Below are 13,599 nucleotides of genomic sequence, written 5' to 3' on the forward strand. Positions count from 1 at the left end.
GTCCGCAGCCCCCAGGCCGAGTCCGTGCAGCAGCATCAGCGGGGGGCCGTCCAGCGGCCCGGCGGCCAGGCCGGTCGGTCGGATGCCGGCGGCGTCGATCAGCAGGGTCTCCGTCATGTCGGCACGCTACTTCCGGCGTCGGCGGACACGCCCACGATCCGTCCAATGCGGAGGTTCGGTCGGCTCGGGCAGGTGTGATCTGGAGTCAGATCGTCCGATCATCACTCCAGGAGAATTCCATGCGTATTCGCACGTCCCTCGCCGCCTCCGGTCTGGCCGTGGCCTGTCTGCTCGTCGGGGCGGGCTCGGCTGCCGCCGACGCCATCGCGGAAGGCGTTGCCTACGGTTCGCCCGGCGTCCTCTCCGGCAACCAGATCCAGATTCCCGTCGAGGTCCAGCTCAACATCTGCGGCAACTCCGTGGACCTCGTCGGCATCGCCAACCCCGCGTTCGGGAACATCTGCGTCAACCGCTGACCGCCGTCGCTCGGGCCCGTCGCGCGAGGTGCGCAGCGGGCCCGAACGGCTGATCTCCCGCGGCGCTACGCGGCGAGCGCCGCCGCTGCCGCCCGGACGAAGGCCTCCGGGTTGTCCAGCATGATGTTGTGCCCGCAGTCGGGGACGGGCACCACCGACACTCCGGCGGCGACCAGCCCCTCCGCGCCCGGCAGCGGGCAGTCGGCCGCCGGGAAGAGGAACGTGCGCGGGACGGACAGCCCGATCAGTCGCTCCCGCACTGTCGGCGAGGTGTTGCGGGCGCTGTGGACGGCGCTGCGGTACAGCGCCTCCCGCCCGGTCAGCCGCATGGTGGACCACCAGTGCGGCCCCACCAGATCGGCGAACTCGGCCCAGCCGCCGGAGACGAACTCCTCCTCGGTGTACGCGGCGATGCCGCTGCTGCCGGGCTGTCCGGGGCGCGGGGCGGTCGGATCGAGGTTGGCGTCGACCACCACCAGCCGGGACACCAGGTGCGGGTGCCGGTCGGCGAGGACCACCGCCACGGAGCCGCCCATGCTGTGCGCGATCACCTCGGCGCCCGTCACGCCTGCTGCTGTCAGCACGGCGGCGAGAGTGTCCGCGTGGGACTCCAGGCGGTAGTCGAAGTGGGTCGGCCGGTCGCTGAGGCCGTGACCCAGCAGGTCCACCAGCAGCGAGCGGCGGCCGGCCAGCAGCGGGTGGACGGCCGAGGCCGCGAAGTACGCCGGGGCGCTGGACCCCAGCCCGTGCACGTAGACCCGGGCGGGCTCCTCTCCCGCGAACTCCACCCAGCGCATCCGATCGCCCTCGGGCGTCACCGTCGTGGTCTGCACAGTCCCCCAGCTCCCTCTGTGTCCCAGGAATCGACGGGGCGAGATCCTACGTTATTCGCGCGTGTGTTCGAACTGCTATTTCTTCCGCGCCCGGCTGGGCTGCACCCGGGCCGGCTCGCCCGGCATCTTCGGGTGGTCCGGCGGATACGGCAGATCGCCCGCGTCCTGGTGCGCGTACAGCTCCAACACCCGTTCCAGGGAGAAGCGTTGCGCCTCCATGTCGGCGTGCACGTCGCCCAGTTCGGCGAACCGCTCGGGGACGGTGCGCAGGGTGAAGTCGGCGGGGGAGACCTGTTCGACCTCGTCCCAGCGCAGCGGGGTGGAGGCGGTGGCCTGCGGGCGGGGGCGCAGCGAGTACACGGAGGCGATGGTGCGGTCGCGGGCCATCTGGTTGTAGTCGACGAAGATCCGCTCGCCGCGTTCCTCCTTCCACCACTTGGTGGTGACCTCGCCGCCGGTGCGGTGCTCCAGCTCGCGGCCGAGCGCGATGACGGCGTGCCGGCAGTCGGTGAACGTCCAGCGCGGCTCGATCGGCACGTACACGTGCAGGCCCCGGCCGCCGGACGTCTTCGGCCAGCCCGTCAGGCCGAACTCCTCCAGCAGCGGCCGCAGTTGGAGCGCAGCGCGGGCGGCGTCGGTGAAGTCGGTGCCGGGCTGCGGGTCGAGGTCGATGCGCAGTTCGTCGGGGTGCTCGGTGTCCTCGCGGCGCACCGGCCACGGGTGGAAGGTCAGGCAGCCGAGGTTGGCCGCCCACAGCACCGCGGCCTCCTCGGTCGGGCAGATCTCGTCGGCGGTGCGGCCCGAGGGGAAGGCGATCCGCGCGGTCGGCAGCCACTCCGGCAGGCCCTTCGGTGCGCGCTTCTGGTAGAAGAACTCCGCGTCCACGCCGTCCGGGAAACGCTGCAGCGTGGTCGGCCGGTCGCGCAGCCCGCGCAGCACGCCCGGGGCGACGGCCAGGTAGTACTCGGCGACGTCCCGCTTCGTGTACCCGGGCTCCGGGTAGTAGATCTTGTCCGGGTTGGTCAGCCGCACCGTCCGGCCGCCGACCTCCAGTTCCACAGCAGAAGGCATGCGCTCCACGCTAGGCCCTCTCTTTCGGATCTTGTCGGATCAGCGCGCGGTGTCGGGCGCCCGGCTGGGCGTGCCGGCGAAACGTCCTCGTACTGGGTGTACTTGGATGTTTTGCCGGTGCGTCCGTGGGGGCACCTCCCAGCCCGCCAGGGCTGGGGGAGGGATGATCCGGCGTCGCGCGCCCGGCAGGATCCGGAAGAGAGGGCCTGGGCGCGGGCCGCCCGCAGGCCGCGCGTTGCGCCGCTCCGGGCGTGGCGGGGGCGTTCGGACAGCTGCCGACACGCCGGGTGGGCCCGACACGCCGTGGCGCGGCGCGGGGGACAGCGACCATCGGAGGCATGCAGCTACCCGTGATGCCGCCGGTCTCGCCGATGCTCGCCAAGGCGGTGGCCGCCATCCCGCCCGACATGCAGTACGAGGCGAAGTGGGACGGCTTCCGGGCGATCGTGTTCCGCGACGGCGACGAGATCGAACTCGGCTCGCGCACCGGCAAGCCGCTCACCCGGTACTTCCCCGAGGTGGTGGCGGCCGTCCGCGAGCAGCTGCCCGAACGGTGCGTGGTGGACGGCGAGATCGTGGTCGCGCACGACGGACGACTGCACTTCGAAGAACTGCTGGAACGCATCCACCCCGCCGCGTCCCGGGTCCGCACCCTCGCCGAACGCACCCCCGCCTCGCTGGTCGCCTTCGACCTGCTCGCCCTTGAGGACGACGACCTCACCGCCCGCCCGCTGGTCGAACGCCGCGCCGAACTCGCCCAGTTGCTCGCCGACGCGGCCCCGCCCGTCCACCTGGCCCCCGCGACCACCGACCTGGACCTCGCCCGCACCTGGTTCTCCCGCTTCGAGGGCGCTGGCCTGGACGGCGTGGTCGCCAAGCCGCTCGACGCCACCTACCGGCCCGGCGAGCGCACCATGTTCAAGGTCAAGCACGCCCGCACCGCCGACTGCGTGGTCGCCGGCTACCGCGAACACAAGAGCGGACCCGTGGTCGGCTCCCTGCTGCTCGGCCTGTACGACGCCGACGGACGCCTCCAGCACGTCGGCGTCAGCGCCTCCTTCACGATGGCCCGACGGGCCGAACTCGCCGAGGAACTCGCCCCGTTGAGACTGGACGCCGAGGACCTGGGCGGCCACCCGTGGGCGGCCTGGACGGACGAACGGGCCCAGGCGGAGGACCGGCTGCCCGGCGCGGTCAGCCGCTGGACCGGCAAGAAGGACCTGTCCTGGGTGCCGCTGCGCCCCGAACGGGTGGCCGAGGTCGGCTACGACCACATGGAGGGCACCCGCTTCCGGCACACCACCCGGTTCAAGCGCTGGCGGCCGGACCGCACACCGGAGAGCTGCACGTACGCACAGCTGGAGGAGCCGGTCTCCTACGACCTGGGCGAACTGCTGCGCTGAGCGGCGCCCGGTCCGGTCGGCACGGCGCCCGGTGGGACCAGCACGGCGAAGCCGTCCAGCAGGCGCTGCAGGCCGAACTCGAAGAGCTGGTCGAGGTCGAAGTCGTAGCCCTCGCGGGTGAGCCGGAGGAAGGTCGGGTACGCGGCGACCAGGTCCAGGAACAGGGCCTCCTGCTGCGCCATCCAGGCCTCGGCGTCCTGCCCGGTGGCGGCCTCGGCGGCGGCCTCCATCTCCAGGTTGAGCGCCGTGCCGCGGACGTAGTTGAACAGCGACAGGTACACCGTGAACGCCGTCGGCAGGTCCAGGCCCTCGGCGACCATGGTGGACAGCATCCACTCGCCGAACGGTAGCGCGTTGCCGATCGGCTGGGGGCGGGTCAGCGACAGCGCCGACGCCAGCCAGGGGTGCGCGCGGAACAGGTCCCACATCAGGCGGGCGGCCAGCTCCAGCCGGGGCCGCCAGGGCAGTTCGGCGTCGGCGTCGGAGAACGCGACGGGGGCGAAGACCTGTTCCATCATCAGGGTGACCAGGCCGTCCTTGTCCGGGACGTGCCGGTACAGCGACATGGTGGCGGCGTCCAGCTCGGCTGCGACCCGGCGCATCGACAGGGCTTCGAGGCCCTCCGCGTCCGCGATCTCCACCGCCGCGGCGACGATCCGATCCGTCGTCAGGCCGCCCTCCGCGGCGGGCCGGCGGGGGATCTGCCGTTCGCCGGCGGCCGGGCGGGACGGGGGCCGCACGGGTGCGTCGGCGTCGGCGACCACCGTGCCGACGCCCGGAACCGCCCGGACCAGGCCCTGGCCGCGCAGCTCCGCCAGCACCTTGGTGGCGGTGGCCATCGCCACGTTCCACCGGCGGGTGATCTCCCGGGTGGACGGCACCCGGTCGCCGGGCCGCAGCTCGCCGCGCTCGATGTGCTGCCGCAGTTCGCCCGCGATCTGCTCGTAGCGGTCCACCCGCTCCACCTCCGCACTAGTGCACCAGTCGGCCCATGCTAGCTGCCGAGGCCGGTGCCGCACCAGGGCTCGGGCCTCTCCGGGGCGCACTAGTGCACTAGTGCGGCAGCTCGGGAATCCGTGATTAATTGCTTGCGCAGTGCGGTGCGTACAGCGTACGTTCAGTGGCATGAAGAGCGACATCGAGAACGCGGACATCCTCGTCTCCGGCGGCGGCATCGCCGGACCCACCCTGGCGTACTGGCTACGCAGGTCCGGCTTCCGTCCCGTCGTGGTGGAGCGCGCCCCCGCGCCCCGCCCGGGTGGGCAGACCGTCGACCTGCGCGGCGCCGGGCGGACCGTCATCGACCGGATGGGCCTGCTCGACCAGGTCCGACAGGTCGCCGTCGACCAGCGCGGCCTCGCCCTGGTCGACCGGAACGGCAAGCACCTCGCCGAACTGCCCACCGAGGCATTCGGCGGCGAAGGAATCGTCTCCGACCTCGAAATCCTCCGCGACGACCTCGCCGCCGTGCTCCACCGGGCCACCGCCGACGACGTCGAGTACCTCTTCGACGACACCGTCACCTCCCTCCGGGAGGACGCCGACGGCGTGCACGTCACCTTCGAGAACGCCCCGCCCCGCCGGTTCGACCTGGTGGTCGGCGCGGACGGCCTGCACTCCACCGTCCGCCGCCTCGCCTTCGGCCCCGAATCCGAACTGGTCTCCCCGCTCGGCTGCTACACCGCCTGGTTCACCGCCCGCACCGACCTGGACCTCGACGGCTGGTTCCTGATGTACAACGCCCCCGGCGGCCTGGTCGCCTCCGCCCGCCCCGGCCGGCTGCCCGGCGAGGTCAAGGCCGGCTTCAGCTTCCGCTCCGGCCCGCTCGCCCACGACCGCCGCGACCTCGCCGCCCAGCAGCGCCTGCTCACCGACCGCTTCACCGGCCGCGGTTGGGAGTGCGACCGGCTGCTGGCCGCGATGGCCGACGCGGACGACTTCTACTTCGAGTCCCTCGGCCAGGTCCGCCTCGACTCCTGCGCCCGCGGCCGGATCGCCCTGATCGGCGACGCCGCCTGCTGCCCCAGCCCCCTCACCGGCCTCGGCACCAGCCTGGCCCTGGTCGGCGCCTACCTCCTGGCGGGCGAACTCGCCTCCGCCCGCGGCGACTTCACCACCGCTTTCGCCCGCTTCCAGCAGCAGATGAAGCCCTACGCCGCCAAGGCCCAGGAACTTCCCCCGGGCGGCGTCGCCGGCTACGCCCCCAACCGCCGCACCATGATCACCCTCCGCGCCGCCTCCATGCGCTGGATGACCCGCCGCCCCTTCCGCACCCTCATGGAGGCCCAGGCCGCAAAGGCGGGCGACGTCGAACTGCCCGACTACACTGCGGCGTCGGCCGCGCACGGGGCCTGAGCGGGCGGCCGCGCGCGCCGGTCACGGAGCGGTGCGCCGAAGTCGGGGCCGCCCGACGACCACTGGAAACCGCCGCAAGGGAACGGCCCCGGCCCCGTGGGGGAGGCCGGGGCCGTTCGGGAACGGGACGGGTCAGCCGGTGAAGCCGGCCGTGATGGTGCTGAACTGCCAGTCGCTCTGGGCGATGCCGGAGCAGGTCTCCTGCAGGCCGCCGCCCGGGCAGCCGCGGTCGCGGTTGACGGACCAGAAGGCGAGGCGGGCGATGTGGTTGGTGTTGGACCAGTCGCGGATGGCCGTCCAGTTGGCGATGGAGGTGGTCTCGTTGTTGTCGCTGAGACCGTTCATGCCGGAGATGCCCAGGTGCGAGTAGGCGGTGGCGTCGTCCCAGCCGTACACCGACTTCAGCTTGTTCTTCAGGCCGTTGGCCGCGCTGACGGTGGCGGCGTACATGTCGGTCGAGGCGTTGCCGAAGTCGAACGGCATGATGGTGAAGACGTCGATGTCCACGCCCAGCGCCTTCGACTGCTCGATCAGCCGGTTGCCGGGCGCCGTCGGACCGCTGGTGGCGGTGCCGAAGGTGACGATGGTGCGGATGCCCGGGTTCTTCTGCTTGACGATCTTCAGCGCGCCCAGGATGCGGTCCTGGACGGTGTAGTTCTCGAACTCGTCGGTGTTCTCGATGTCGATGTCGATCGCCTTCAACTGGTAGGCGTCGATCACCTTCTGGTAGGCGCCCGCCAGCGCGGTGGCGTCCGCGCAGGCCGGGCCGAGCTTGTTGCCCGACCAGCCGCCGAAGGACGGGACGACGTCGCCGCCGGCCGCGCGGACCGCGTTGATGGTCTGCTGGTCGACGCCGTTCAGCAGCGGCCGCTGACTGTCCCAGGTCGGGTTGCAGCCGTTCTGCGCCAGCACGAACGCCAGGGTGAACCACTTGATCCCACTGGCGTTCATCACCGTGGTCGGCGACGGCGGGTTGCCCCACCCGTTGTACAGGTACGGCGCGGCCTGCTTGAAGCCGCCCGGCGTGCCGCCGCCGGTCGAAGGCGTCGTCACCGCAAGGGAGTTGGAGGCGGCCGAGACGTTGCCCGCGGCGTCGTGGGCCTTGACGGTGAAGGTGTAGGCGGTCGAGGCGGTCAGGCCCGTGACGGTCGCGGAGGTGCCGGTGACGGTGGTCGCCGGCGTCCCGTTGCGGTACACGTCGTAGCCGGTCACGCCGACGTTGTCGCTCGACGCGCCCCAGGAGAGCGAGACCTGCGTCGCGGCGGTGGCGGTCGCCACCAGGCCGGTCGGGGCCGTCGGCGGCTGGGTGTCGACGGGGCCGCCGCCGGGGCCGTCCAGGCTGACGTCGTCCGCGTAGTACGTGCCCTGGCCGAACCACCCGTTCAGGTAGACCTCGGCACTGGTCTGGGCGGCGCCGGTGGTGAACGTCACCGACAGCTGCTTCCAGTCGGACGCCGACGGCGTCCAGGTCGAACCGGCGCCCGTCACGCCCAGGTACACGTAGTTGCCGCGCACCCAACTCGACAGCGTGTACGTGGTGCTGGGCTGCACCGCGACGGTCTGCGCGCACCTGGCGGTGTCACCGGCGGTGACCGCGCCGGCCAGCGCCTTCGAGCCGCCGTGCACGGGGGTGGAGACCACCGAGCCGGTGCCGCCCGAGCAGGACCAGCCGCTCAGGGTGCCGGACTCGAAGCCGGGGTTGGTCAGGATGTTCGCGGCACTCGCGGAGCCCGGGACGGCCGCGACCGCGGCGCCCGCCAGCAGCAGCGCCGCGGCTCCTACGGCCGTGGCACGGCGATTGAAGGCATGCATGGGGGACCTCCAGTGGGGGGTGGGGGTTGGAGGTGCGGGGAGCGCGGACAACAAAATGGACTGGACCAATCCCGGCTGTCAAGGCCAGGTCAAGGATCGGACGGTGAACCGACCCGCCGTCAGGGCCCGCCGCGCTGCTCCGTCCGGGTGCCTTCCGGCACGCCGCCGAACCCCGTGCCGCCCTGCTCGGGCACGATCGTTCAGCCCTGCTGTGGCACCCGTTAAGAATTCCTCGATGGACCGCACCCACCGTGACCAGGCAGATTTCACCCTGCCCGGCCGGTCCACCGCCGCATGCCGGGCCGCCCCCCGGGCCTGCCGACCGCAGGACCACCCGCACTTCGCGTCAGGAGCCCTCGCAGTGAAGGCACTCGTCAAGCTGGACGCCGCCCCCGGCCTGTGGATGACCGACGTCCCGGAGCCGGAGATCGGCCCGGGCGACGTCCTGATCAAGGTCCTGCGCACCGGCATCTGCGGCACCGACCTGCACATCCGCAAGTGGGACGGCTGGGCCCAGCAGACCATCAAGACCCCGATGACCATCGGCCACGAGTTCGTCGGCGAGGTCGCCGCCATCGGCGCCGCCGTCTCCGACATCACCGTCGGCGACCTGGTCAGCGGCGAGGGCCACCTGGTCTGCGGCAAGTGCCGCAACTGCCTGGCCGGCCGCCGCCACCTGTGCCGCAACACCATCGGCCTGGGCGTCAACCGGGACGGCGCGTTCGCCGAGTACGTCGCGCTGCCCGCCTCCAACGTCTGGGTGCACCGCGTCCCCGTGGACCTCGACGTGGCCGCCATCTTCGACCCGTTCGGCAACGCCGTGCACACCGCGCTGTCCTTCCCGATGGTCGGCGAGGACGTCCTGGTCACCGGCGCCGGCCCGATCGGCATCATGGCCGCCGCCGTCGCCAAGCACGCCGGCGCCCGCAACGTGATGATCACCGACGTCTCCCCGTACCGGCTGGAGCTGGCCCGCAAGGTCGGCGTCACGCTTGCCCTGGACGTCTCCCAGCACACCATCGAGGACGGCCAGCACCAGCTCGGCCTGCGCGAGGGCTTCGACATCGGCCTGGAGATGTCCGGCCGCCCCGAGGCCATGCAGTCGATGATCGCCAACATGACGCACGGCGGAAAGATCGCCATGCTCGGCCTGCCCGCCGACCAGTTCCCGGTCGACTGGTCCGCCGTGGTCACCTCGATGCTCACCATCAAGGGCATCTACGGCCGCGAGATGTTCGAGACCTGGTACGCGATGTCCGTGCTGCTCGAAGGCGGACTCGACCTCAGCCCGGTGATCACCGGCCGGCACCCCGTCCAGGAGTTCGAAGCCGCCTTCGACGAGGCCGCCGGCGGCAACTGCGGCAAGGTCATCCTGGACTGGACCACGCTCTAGACACCAAGCTCGGCAAGCCAGTTGACCCTTCGTTAGGAGCGACACACCCGTGTTCGACACCGTCCGCGACGACCTCGCCGCCACCCTCGCCGAGATCCGCGAAGCCGGCCTGTTCAAGCCCGAGCGCGTCATCGGCACCCCGCAGTCCGCCGAGATCACCGTCACCTCCGGCAACGGCGGCCAGGTGCTCAACTTCTGCGCCAACAACTACCTCGGCCTCGCCGACCACCCCAAGGTGGTCGACGCGGCCAAGGAGGCCCTCGACCGCTGGGGCTACGGCATGGCGTCCGTCCGCTTCATCTGCGGCACCCAGGACGTGCACAAGGAACTGGAGCAGCGGCTCTCCCAGTTCCTCGGCCAGGAGGACACGATCCTCTACTCCTCCTGCTTCGACGCCAACGGCGGCGTCTTCGAGACCCTGCTCGACGAGCGCGACGCCGTCATCTCCGACGCCCTCAACCACGCCTCCATCATCGACGGCATCCGCCTCTGCAAGGCCCGCCGCCACCGCTACGCCAACCGCGACCTGGCCGACCTGGAGCAGCAGCTCAAGGACAGCCAGGACGCCCGCCGCCGCCTGATCGTCACCGACGGCGTGTTCTCCATGGACGGCTACATCGCGCCGCTCGCCGAGATCTGCGACCTCGCCGACCGCTACAACGCCATGGTCATGGTCGACGACTCGCACGCCGTCGGCTTCGTCGGCCCCACCGGCCGCGGCACCCCCGAACTGCACGGCGTGATGGACCGCGTCGACATCATCACCGGCACCCTCGGCAAGGCCCTCGGCGGCGCGTCCGGCGGCTACGTCGCCGCCCGCCGCGAGATCGTCGCGCTGCTGCGCCAGCGCTCCCGCCCGTACCTGTTCTCCAACTCGCTCGCCCCGGTGATCGCCGCCGCGTCGCTCACCGTGCTCGACCTGCTGGAGACCAGCGACGACCTGCGGGCCAAGCTCGCCGCCAACACCGCGCTGTTCCGCACGAAGATGACCGAGGCGGGCTTCGAGGTCCTGCCCGGCGAGCACGCGATCGCCCCCGTCATGGTCGGTGACGCCGCCAAGGCCGGACGCCTCGCCGAGCTGCTGCTGGAGCGCGGCGTCTACGTGATCGGCTTCTCCTACCCGGTGGTGCCGCACGGTGCCGCCCGGATCCGGGTCCAGCTGTCCGCCGCGCACAGCACCGAGGACGTCGAGCGTGCCATCGCCGCGTTCATCGACGCCCGGGCCGAGCTCGGCGAGTAGCCGCCACAGCCTGGCGCGGGCACCCTCAACCGCGCCATCCCGACGGATCGCCCCGACCTTCCCGTCCCGGGGCGGCCCGCCGCGGGCGCGGGGAGCCATCCTGCCGGCTCCCCGCGCCCGCTCTCGTCCGTGCGGACGGCCCGGACCCGCGCGCCCGGACCGCGTGCACAGACCCGCGTGCACGGACCCGTACGCCCGGACCCGCGTGCCCGGACCCGCCCGTACGGAGCAGTCCCGCGGCGCTGGCAGAATTGAGTCGTGATCGACGCACGACGGCTGCGGACCCTGCGGGCCGTGGCCGACCACCGGACCGTGACCGCCGCGGCGGCCGCGCTCTACCTCACCCCCTCCGCGGTCTCCCAGCAGCTCGCCGCCCTCGAACAGGAGACCGGCCACACCCTGCTGGTCCGCGACGGCCGGGGCGTCCGCCTCACCGCCGCCGGCGAGATCCTGGTCTGCCACGCCGACGCCGTCCTCGCCCAACTGGAACGCGCCGAGGCCGACCTCGCCGCCTACAGCTCCGGCGCCGCCGGCGAAGTCACCGTCGCCGCGTTCGCCACCGGCATCGCCATGGTCCTCGCCCCCGCGATCGCCGCCCTGGCCGGCAGCGACCCCGGCCTGCGGGTCAAGGCGCTCGATGCCGAGGGCGACGCCAGCCTGCCGATGCTGCTCGACGGCCGCGCCGACATCGCCGTCGCCGTCGAGTACCGCGGCGCGCCCCGCCCCGACGACCGGCGGCTCACCCGGCTCCCGCTGTACGCCGAACCCTTCGACGCCGTCCTCCCGCTCGGCCACCCGCTCGCCGACCGCAGCGGCCCCGTCGCCGTCGCCGACCTCGCCGCCGAACCGTGGATCGGCCCCTACCCCGGCAACCCCTGCCACGACGTGGTGCTGCTCGCCTGCGAGAACGCCGGCTTCCAGCCCCGCCTGGTGCACTCCTCCGACGACTTCAGCGCCGTCACCGCACTCGCCTCGGCCGGCGCGGGCGTCGCCCTCGTCCCGCGCTCCGCGCTGCGCGTCGCCGACCTCGGCCGGGTCGCCGTCCGGCCCGTCGACAGCGCCCTCGCCACCCGCAAGGTGTTCGCCGCGACCCGGGCCGGGGCGGAACTCCACCCGCTGATCCGGCCCGTCCTGGTTGCCCTCGCGGAGGCCGCCGAGCACCTCGACCGCCGGGCCGCGCAACCGGCCTGACGGCCCGCCCGGAAAATCGTTGGACGGGGCGTCATCCCCTGACTACTGTCGGTGCCCGAACCGATGGGAACTCGGGAAGGAGGCGCGCCGCGATGAAGCAGCAGCAGGAAGAGGACCGACAGCACGATCCGCGGCAGCACGCCTGGCTGCCCGGGCAGCGCGCCGAGCGGCGGGCCGCGCTGGTGGCGCGGATACGCGCGGCCAACGCGGAGACGCTGGAGAGGCTGGCGGAGCTGTGACGACCGGTCTGCTCAACGGCTTCACCGACTTCCTGGACGAGGACGACATCGGCTATCTGCTGGGCGAGGCCGCCACCGTCCGTGAGCACTCCCTGCTGCAGTCCGCGCTGGGCCGCCCACGGGCCTCGGTGTTCGGCGCCGACGCATACCCCGACGTGTGGACCAAGGCGGTCGCGCTCGGTGAGTCCCTGTCCCGCAACCACCCCATGACGGACCGGAACAAACGCACCGCCTTCGAGTCGATGCTGCTGTTCCTCGACTACAACCAGCAGCCCTACACCGACCCGCACCCCGACGCGGCGGTCGACTTCGTGCTGCGCCTCGCCCAGGGCGGCTACGCGGGTCAACTGCCGGACGCCGTCGCCGACTTCCGCCGGATGGTGGGCGCGTCGGAGTAGCGCCGGCACGGGGCGCGGTCCGTCGTGCGGTCGTGCGGCCCCCGCGTCCCGACAGGCGGGCGCGGGCCCTGGCATATGCTGCCCGGTGGCCCGCGCCGGCCGTCACCCACCTCGCAGGAGAGCACCGATGAGCGATTTCGAGTCCGACCGCACCGCGCTTCCGATCGGCGTCATCGGGCTCGGAGACATCGCACAGAAGGCGTACCTGCCGGTCCTGACCGCCCAACCCGGCCTGGACCTGCGGCTGATGACGCGGGACCGGGCCAAGTTGGACCGGATCGCGGACTCCTACCGGATTCCGTTCCGCACCACCGACCTCGACGAGCTGATCGACTCCGGCATCCGGGCCGCGTTCGTGCACGCCGCCACCGAGCAGCACGTCCCAATCGTGGAGAAGCTGCTCACCCGAGGCGTGGACGTGTACGTCGACAAGCCGCTCGCCTACGACCTGGACGACGCACGCCGCCTGGTCGAACTCGCCGCGAGCACCGGCCGTTCGCTGATGGTCGGCTTCAACCGGCGGCACGCGCCCGGCTACCTGCTGGCCGCCGAACGTCCCCGCGACCTGATCGTGCTGCAGAAGCACCGCGAGGGCCTGCCCGAGCAGGCCCGCACCCTGGTGTACGACGACTTCATCCACGTCGTCGACACCCTGCGCTTCCTGGCCCCCGGCGAGATCGAGCACGTCGACGTCCGCTCCCGCACCCGGGACGGGCTGGTCGAGCATGTCGTGCTCACCCTCGCCGGGGAGGGCTTCACCGCGCTCGGTCTGATGAACCGGGTCTCCGGCTCCACCGAGGAGATCCTCGAAGTGTCCGGCGCCGACTCCAAGCGCGAGGTCCACAACCTCGCCGAGGTCGTCGACCACAAGGGCCAGCCCACCGTCCGCCGCCGCGGCGACTGGGTACCGGTCGCCCGCCAGCGCGGCATCGAACAGGTCGTGCTGCACTTCCTGGACGCCCTGCGGGCCGGCAAGACCCTCGACGCCACGGACGCGCTGCGCACCCACGAACTGTGCGAACTGATCGTGGAACGCATCGAGTCCGCGATCTGACCCACCGTCGGGCTCTCCCCGTGGCCGGTCGCTCGAACGAGCGATTCACTCGATCGGTGCGCACCCCGAAAGGATCAGTTCCGCTTGTGCCGGGACGGGGCATGCGCCCAGCAGCGAAGCCGCTGATCAGCTGC

13 protein-coding genes are annotated in these 13,599 nt (G+C 72.2%); 9 read left to right on the plus strand and 4 right to left on the minus strand.

The window, feature by feature from the left end; all coding sequences use genetic code 11:
* Positions 1-239 precede the first annotated feature (239 nt).
* A complete protein-coding gene (locus AMK19_RS25710) occupies positions 240-476 on the plus strand; it encodes a chaplin (RefSeq protein WP_073815704.1) in 237 nt (78 codons plus the stop codon).
* A 65-nt stretch (positions 477-541) separates the two neighbouring features.
* On the opposite strand, the gene AMK19_RS25715 is transcribed toward AMK19_RS25710, so the two are convergent.
* Both AMK19_RS25715 and ligD read right to left on the minus strand, forming a co-directional pair.
* A complete protein-coding gene (locus tag AMK19_RS25715) occupies positions 542-1,273 on the minus strand; it encodes an alpha/beta fold hydrolase (protein ID WP_443135042.1) in 732 nt (243 codons plus the stop codon).
* A 111-nt stretch (positions 1,274-1,384) separates the two neighbouring features.
* Positions 1,385-2,380 (minus strand): non-homologous end-joining DNA ligase, encoded by a 996-nt coding sequence (gene ligD / locus AMK19_RS25720; protein WP_073815708.1) that lies wholly within the window; start codon positions 2,378-2,380, stop codon positions 1,385-1,387.
* Between the two features lie 338 nt (positions 2,381-2,718).
* Between ligD and AMK19_RS25725 the strand changes: the two genes are divergently transcribed.
* Positions 2,719-3,783: an ATP-dependent DNA ligase gene (locus tag AMK19_RS25725; RefSeq protein ID WP_073815710.1), complete on the plus strand. Its 1,065-nt coding sequence runs from the start codon at positions 2,719-2,721 to the stop codon at positions 3,781-3,783.
* Here the strand turns inward: AMK19_RS25725 and AMK19_RS25730 are convergent.
* A complete protein-coding gene (locus AMK19_RS25730) occupies positions 3,756-4,739 on the minus strand; it encodes a TetR/AcrR family transcriptional regulator C-terminal domain-containing protein (protein ID WP_073815711.1) in 984 nt (327 codons plus the stop codon). The two genes, AMK19_RS25725 and AMK19_RS25730, sit on opposite strands and share 28 nt — an antisense overlap.
* Before the next feature lie 169 nt (positions 4,740-4,908).
* Between AMK19_RS25730 and AMK19_RS25735 the strand changes: the two genes are divergently transcribed.
* Positions 4,909-6,138, plus strand: a complete 1,230-nt coding sequence (locus AMK19_RS25735; protein ID WP_073815713.1) for an FAD-dependent monooxygenase — start codon at positions 4,909-4,911, stop codon at positions 6,136-6,138.
* A gap of 132 nt (positions 6,139-6,270) precedes the next feature.
* Here the strand turns inward: AMK19_RS25735 and AMK19_RS25740 are convergent, their stop codons facing one another.
* Entirely contained in the window at positions 6,271-7,950 is a 1,680-nt protein-coding gene (locus AMK19_RS25740) for a carbohydrate binding domain-containing protein (RefSeq protein ID WP_073815715.1), read from the minus strand.
* A gap of 361 nt (positions 7,951-8,311) precedes the next feature.
* Here AMK19_RS25740 and tdh point away from each other — a divergent pair, with 361 nt between their 5' ends.
* From tdh to AMK19_RS25765, 6 genes are all read left to right on the plus strand, one after another.
* The gene (gene tdh / locus AMK19_RS25745) at positions 8,312-9,343 is read left to right on the plus strand and encodes an L-threonine 3-dehydrogenase (RefSeq protein WP_073815717.1); all 1,032 of its coding nucleotides are present in this window, start codon (positions 8,312-8,314) and stop codon (positions 9,341-9,343) included.
* A 49-nt stretch (positions 9,344-9,392) separates the two neighbouring features.
* Entirely contained in the window at positions 9,393-10,583 is a 1,191-nt protein-coding gene (locus AMK19_RS25750) for a glycine C-acetyltransferase (protein ID WP_073815719.1), read from the plus strand.
* 258 nt (positions 10,584-10,841) lie between these two features.
* Positions 10,842-11,774, plus strand: coding sequence for a LysR family transcriptional regulator (locus tag AMK19_RS25755; RefSeq protein ID WP_073815720.1), 933 nt, complete (start codon positions 10,842-10,844; stop codon positions 11,772-11,774).
* A gap of 92 nt (positions 11,775-11,866) precedes the next feature.
* Positions 11,867-12,013, plus strand: a complete 147-nt coding sequence (locus tag AMK19_RS36130; RefSeq protein WP_158071946.1) for a hypothetical protein — start codon at positions 11,867-11,869, stop codon at positions 12,011-12,013.
* Positions 12,010-12,411 carry a type II toxin-antitoxin system death-on-curing family toxin gene (locus tag AMK19_RS25760; RefSeq protein WP_443135039.1) on the plus strand — a complete coding sequence of 134 codons (402 nt, stop codon included), beginning with the start codon at positions 12,010-12,012 and terminating at the stop codon, positions 12,409-12,411. The genes AMK19_RS36130 and AMK19_RS25760 overlap by 4 nt, the downstream gene beginning before the upstream one ends.
* Before the next feature lie 127 nt (positions 12,412-12,538).
* Positions 12,539-13,465: a Gfo/Idh/MocA family protein gene (locus tag AMK19_RS25765; protein WP_073815721.1), complete on the plus strand. Its 927-nt coding sequence runs from the start codon at positions 12,539-12,541 to the stop codon at positions 13,463-13,465.
* Positions 13,466-13,599 lie beyond the last annotated feature (134 nt).

It is taken from the genome of Kitasatospora sp. CB01950 (assembly GCF_001905465.1).
Taxonomy (GTDB): Bacteria; Actinomycetota; Actinomycetes; order Streptomycetales; family Streptomycetaceae; genus Kitasatospora.

What these genes read in the sequence shown, in the direction of transcription:
- AMK19_RS25765 (WP_073815721.1), top strand. Translation starts at nt 12,539, where the DNA reads ATGAGCGATTTCGAGTCCGACCGCACCGCGCTTCCGATCGGCGTCATC.
- AMK19_RS36130 (WP_158071946.1), top strand. Translation starts at nt 11,867, where the DNA reads ATGAAGCAGCAGCAGGAAGAGGACCGACAGCACGATCCGCGGCAGCAC.
- AMK19_RS25725 (WP_073815710.1), top strand. Translation starts at nt 2,719, where the DNA reads ATGCAGCTACCCGTGATGCCGCCGGTCTCGCCGATGCTCGCCAAGGCG.
- AMK19_RS25715 (WP_443135042.1), bottom strand. Translation starts at nt 1,273, where the DNA reads ATGCGCTGGGTGGAGTTCGCGGGAGAGGAGCCCGCCCGGGTCTACGTG.
- ligD (WP_073815708.1), bottom strand. Translation starts at nt 2,380, where the DNA reads ATGCCTTCTGCTGTGGAACTGGAGGTCGGCGGCCGGACGGTGCGGCTG.
- AMK19_RS25735 (WP_073815713.1), top strand. Translation starts at nt 4,909, where the DNA reads ATGAAGAGCGACATCGAGAACGCGGACATCCTCGTCTCCGGCGGCGGC.
- AMK19_RS25740 (WP_073815715.1), bottom strand. Translation starts at nt 7,950, where the DNA reads ATGCATGCCTTCAATCGCCGTGCCACGGCCGTAGGAGCCGCGGCGCTG.
- AMK19_RS25710 (WP_073815704.1), top strand. Translation starts at nt 240, where the DNA reads ATGCGTATTCGCACGTCCCTCGCCGCCTCCGGTCTGGCCGTGGCCTGT.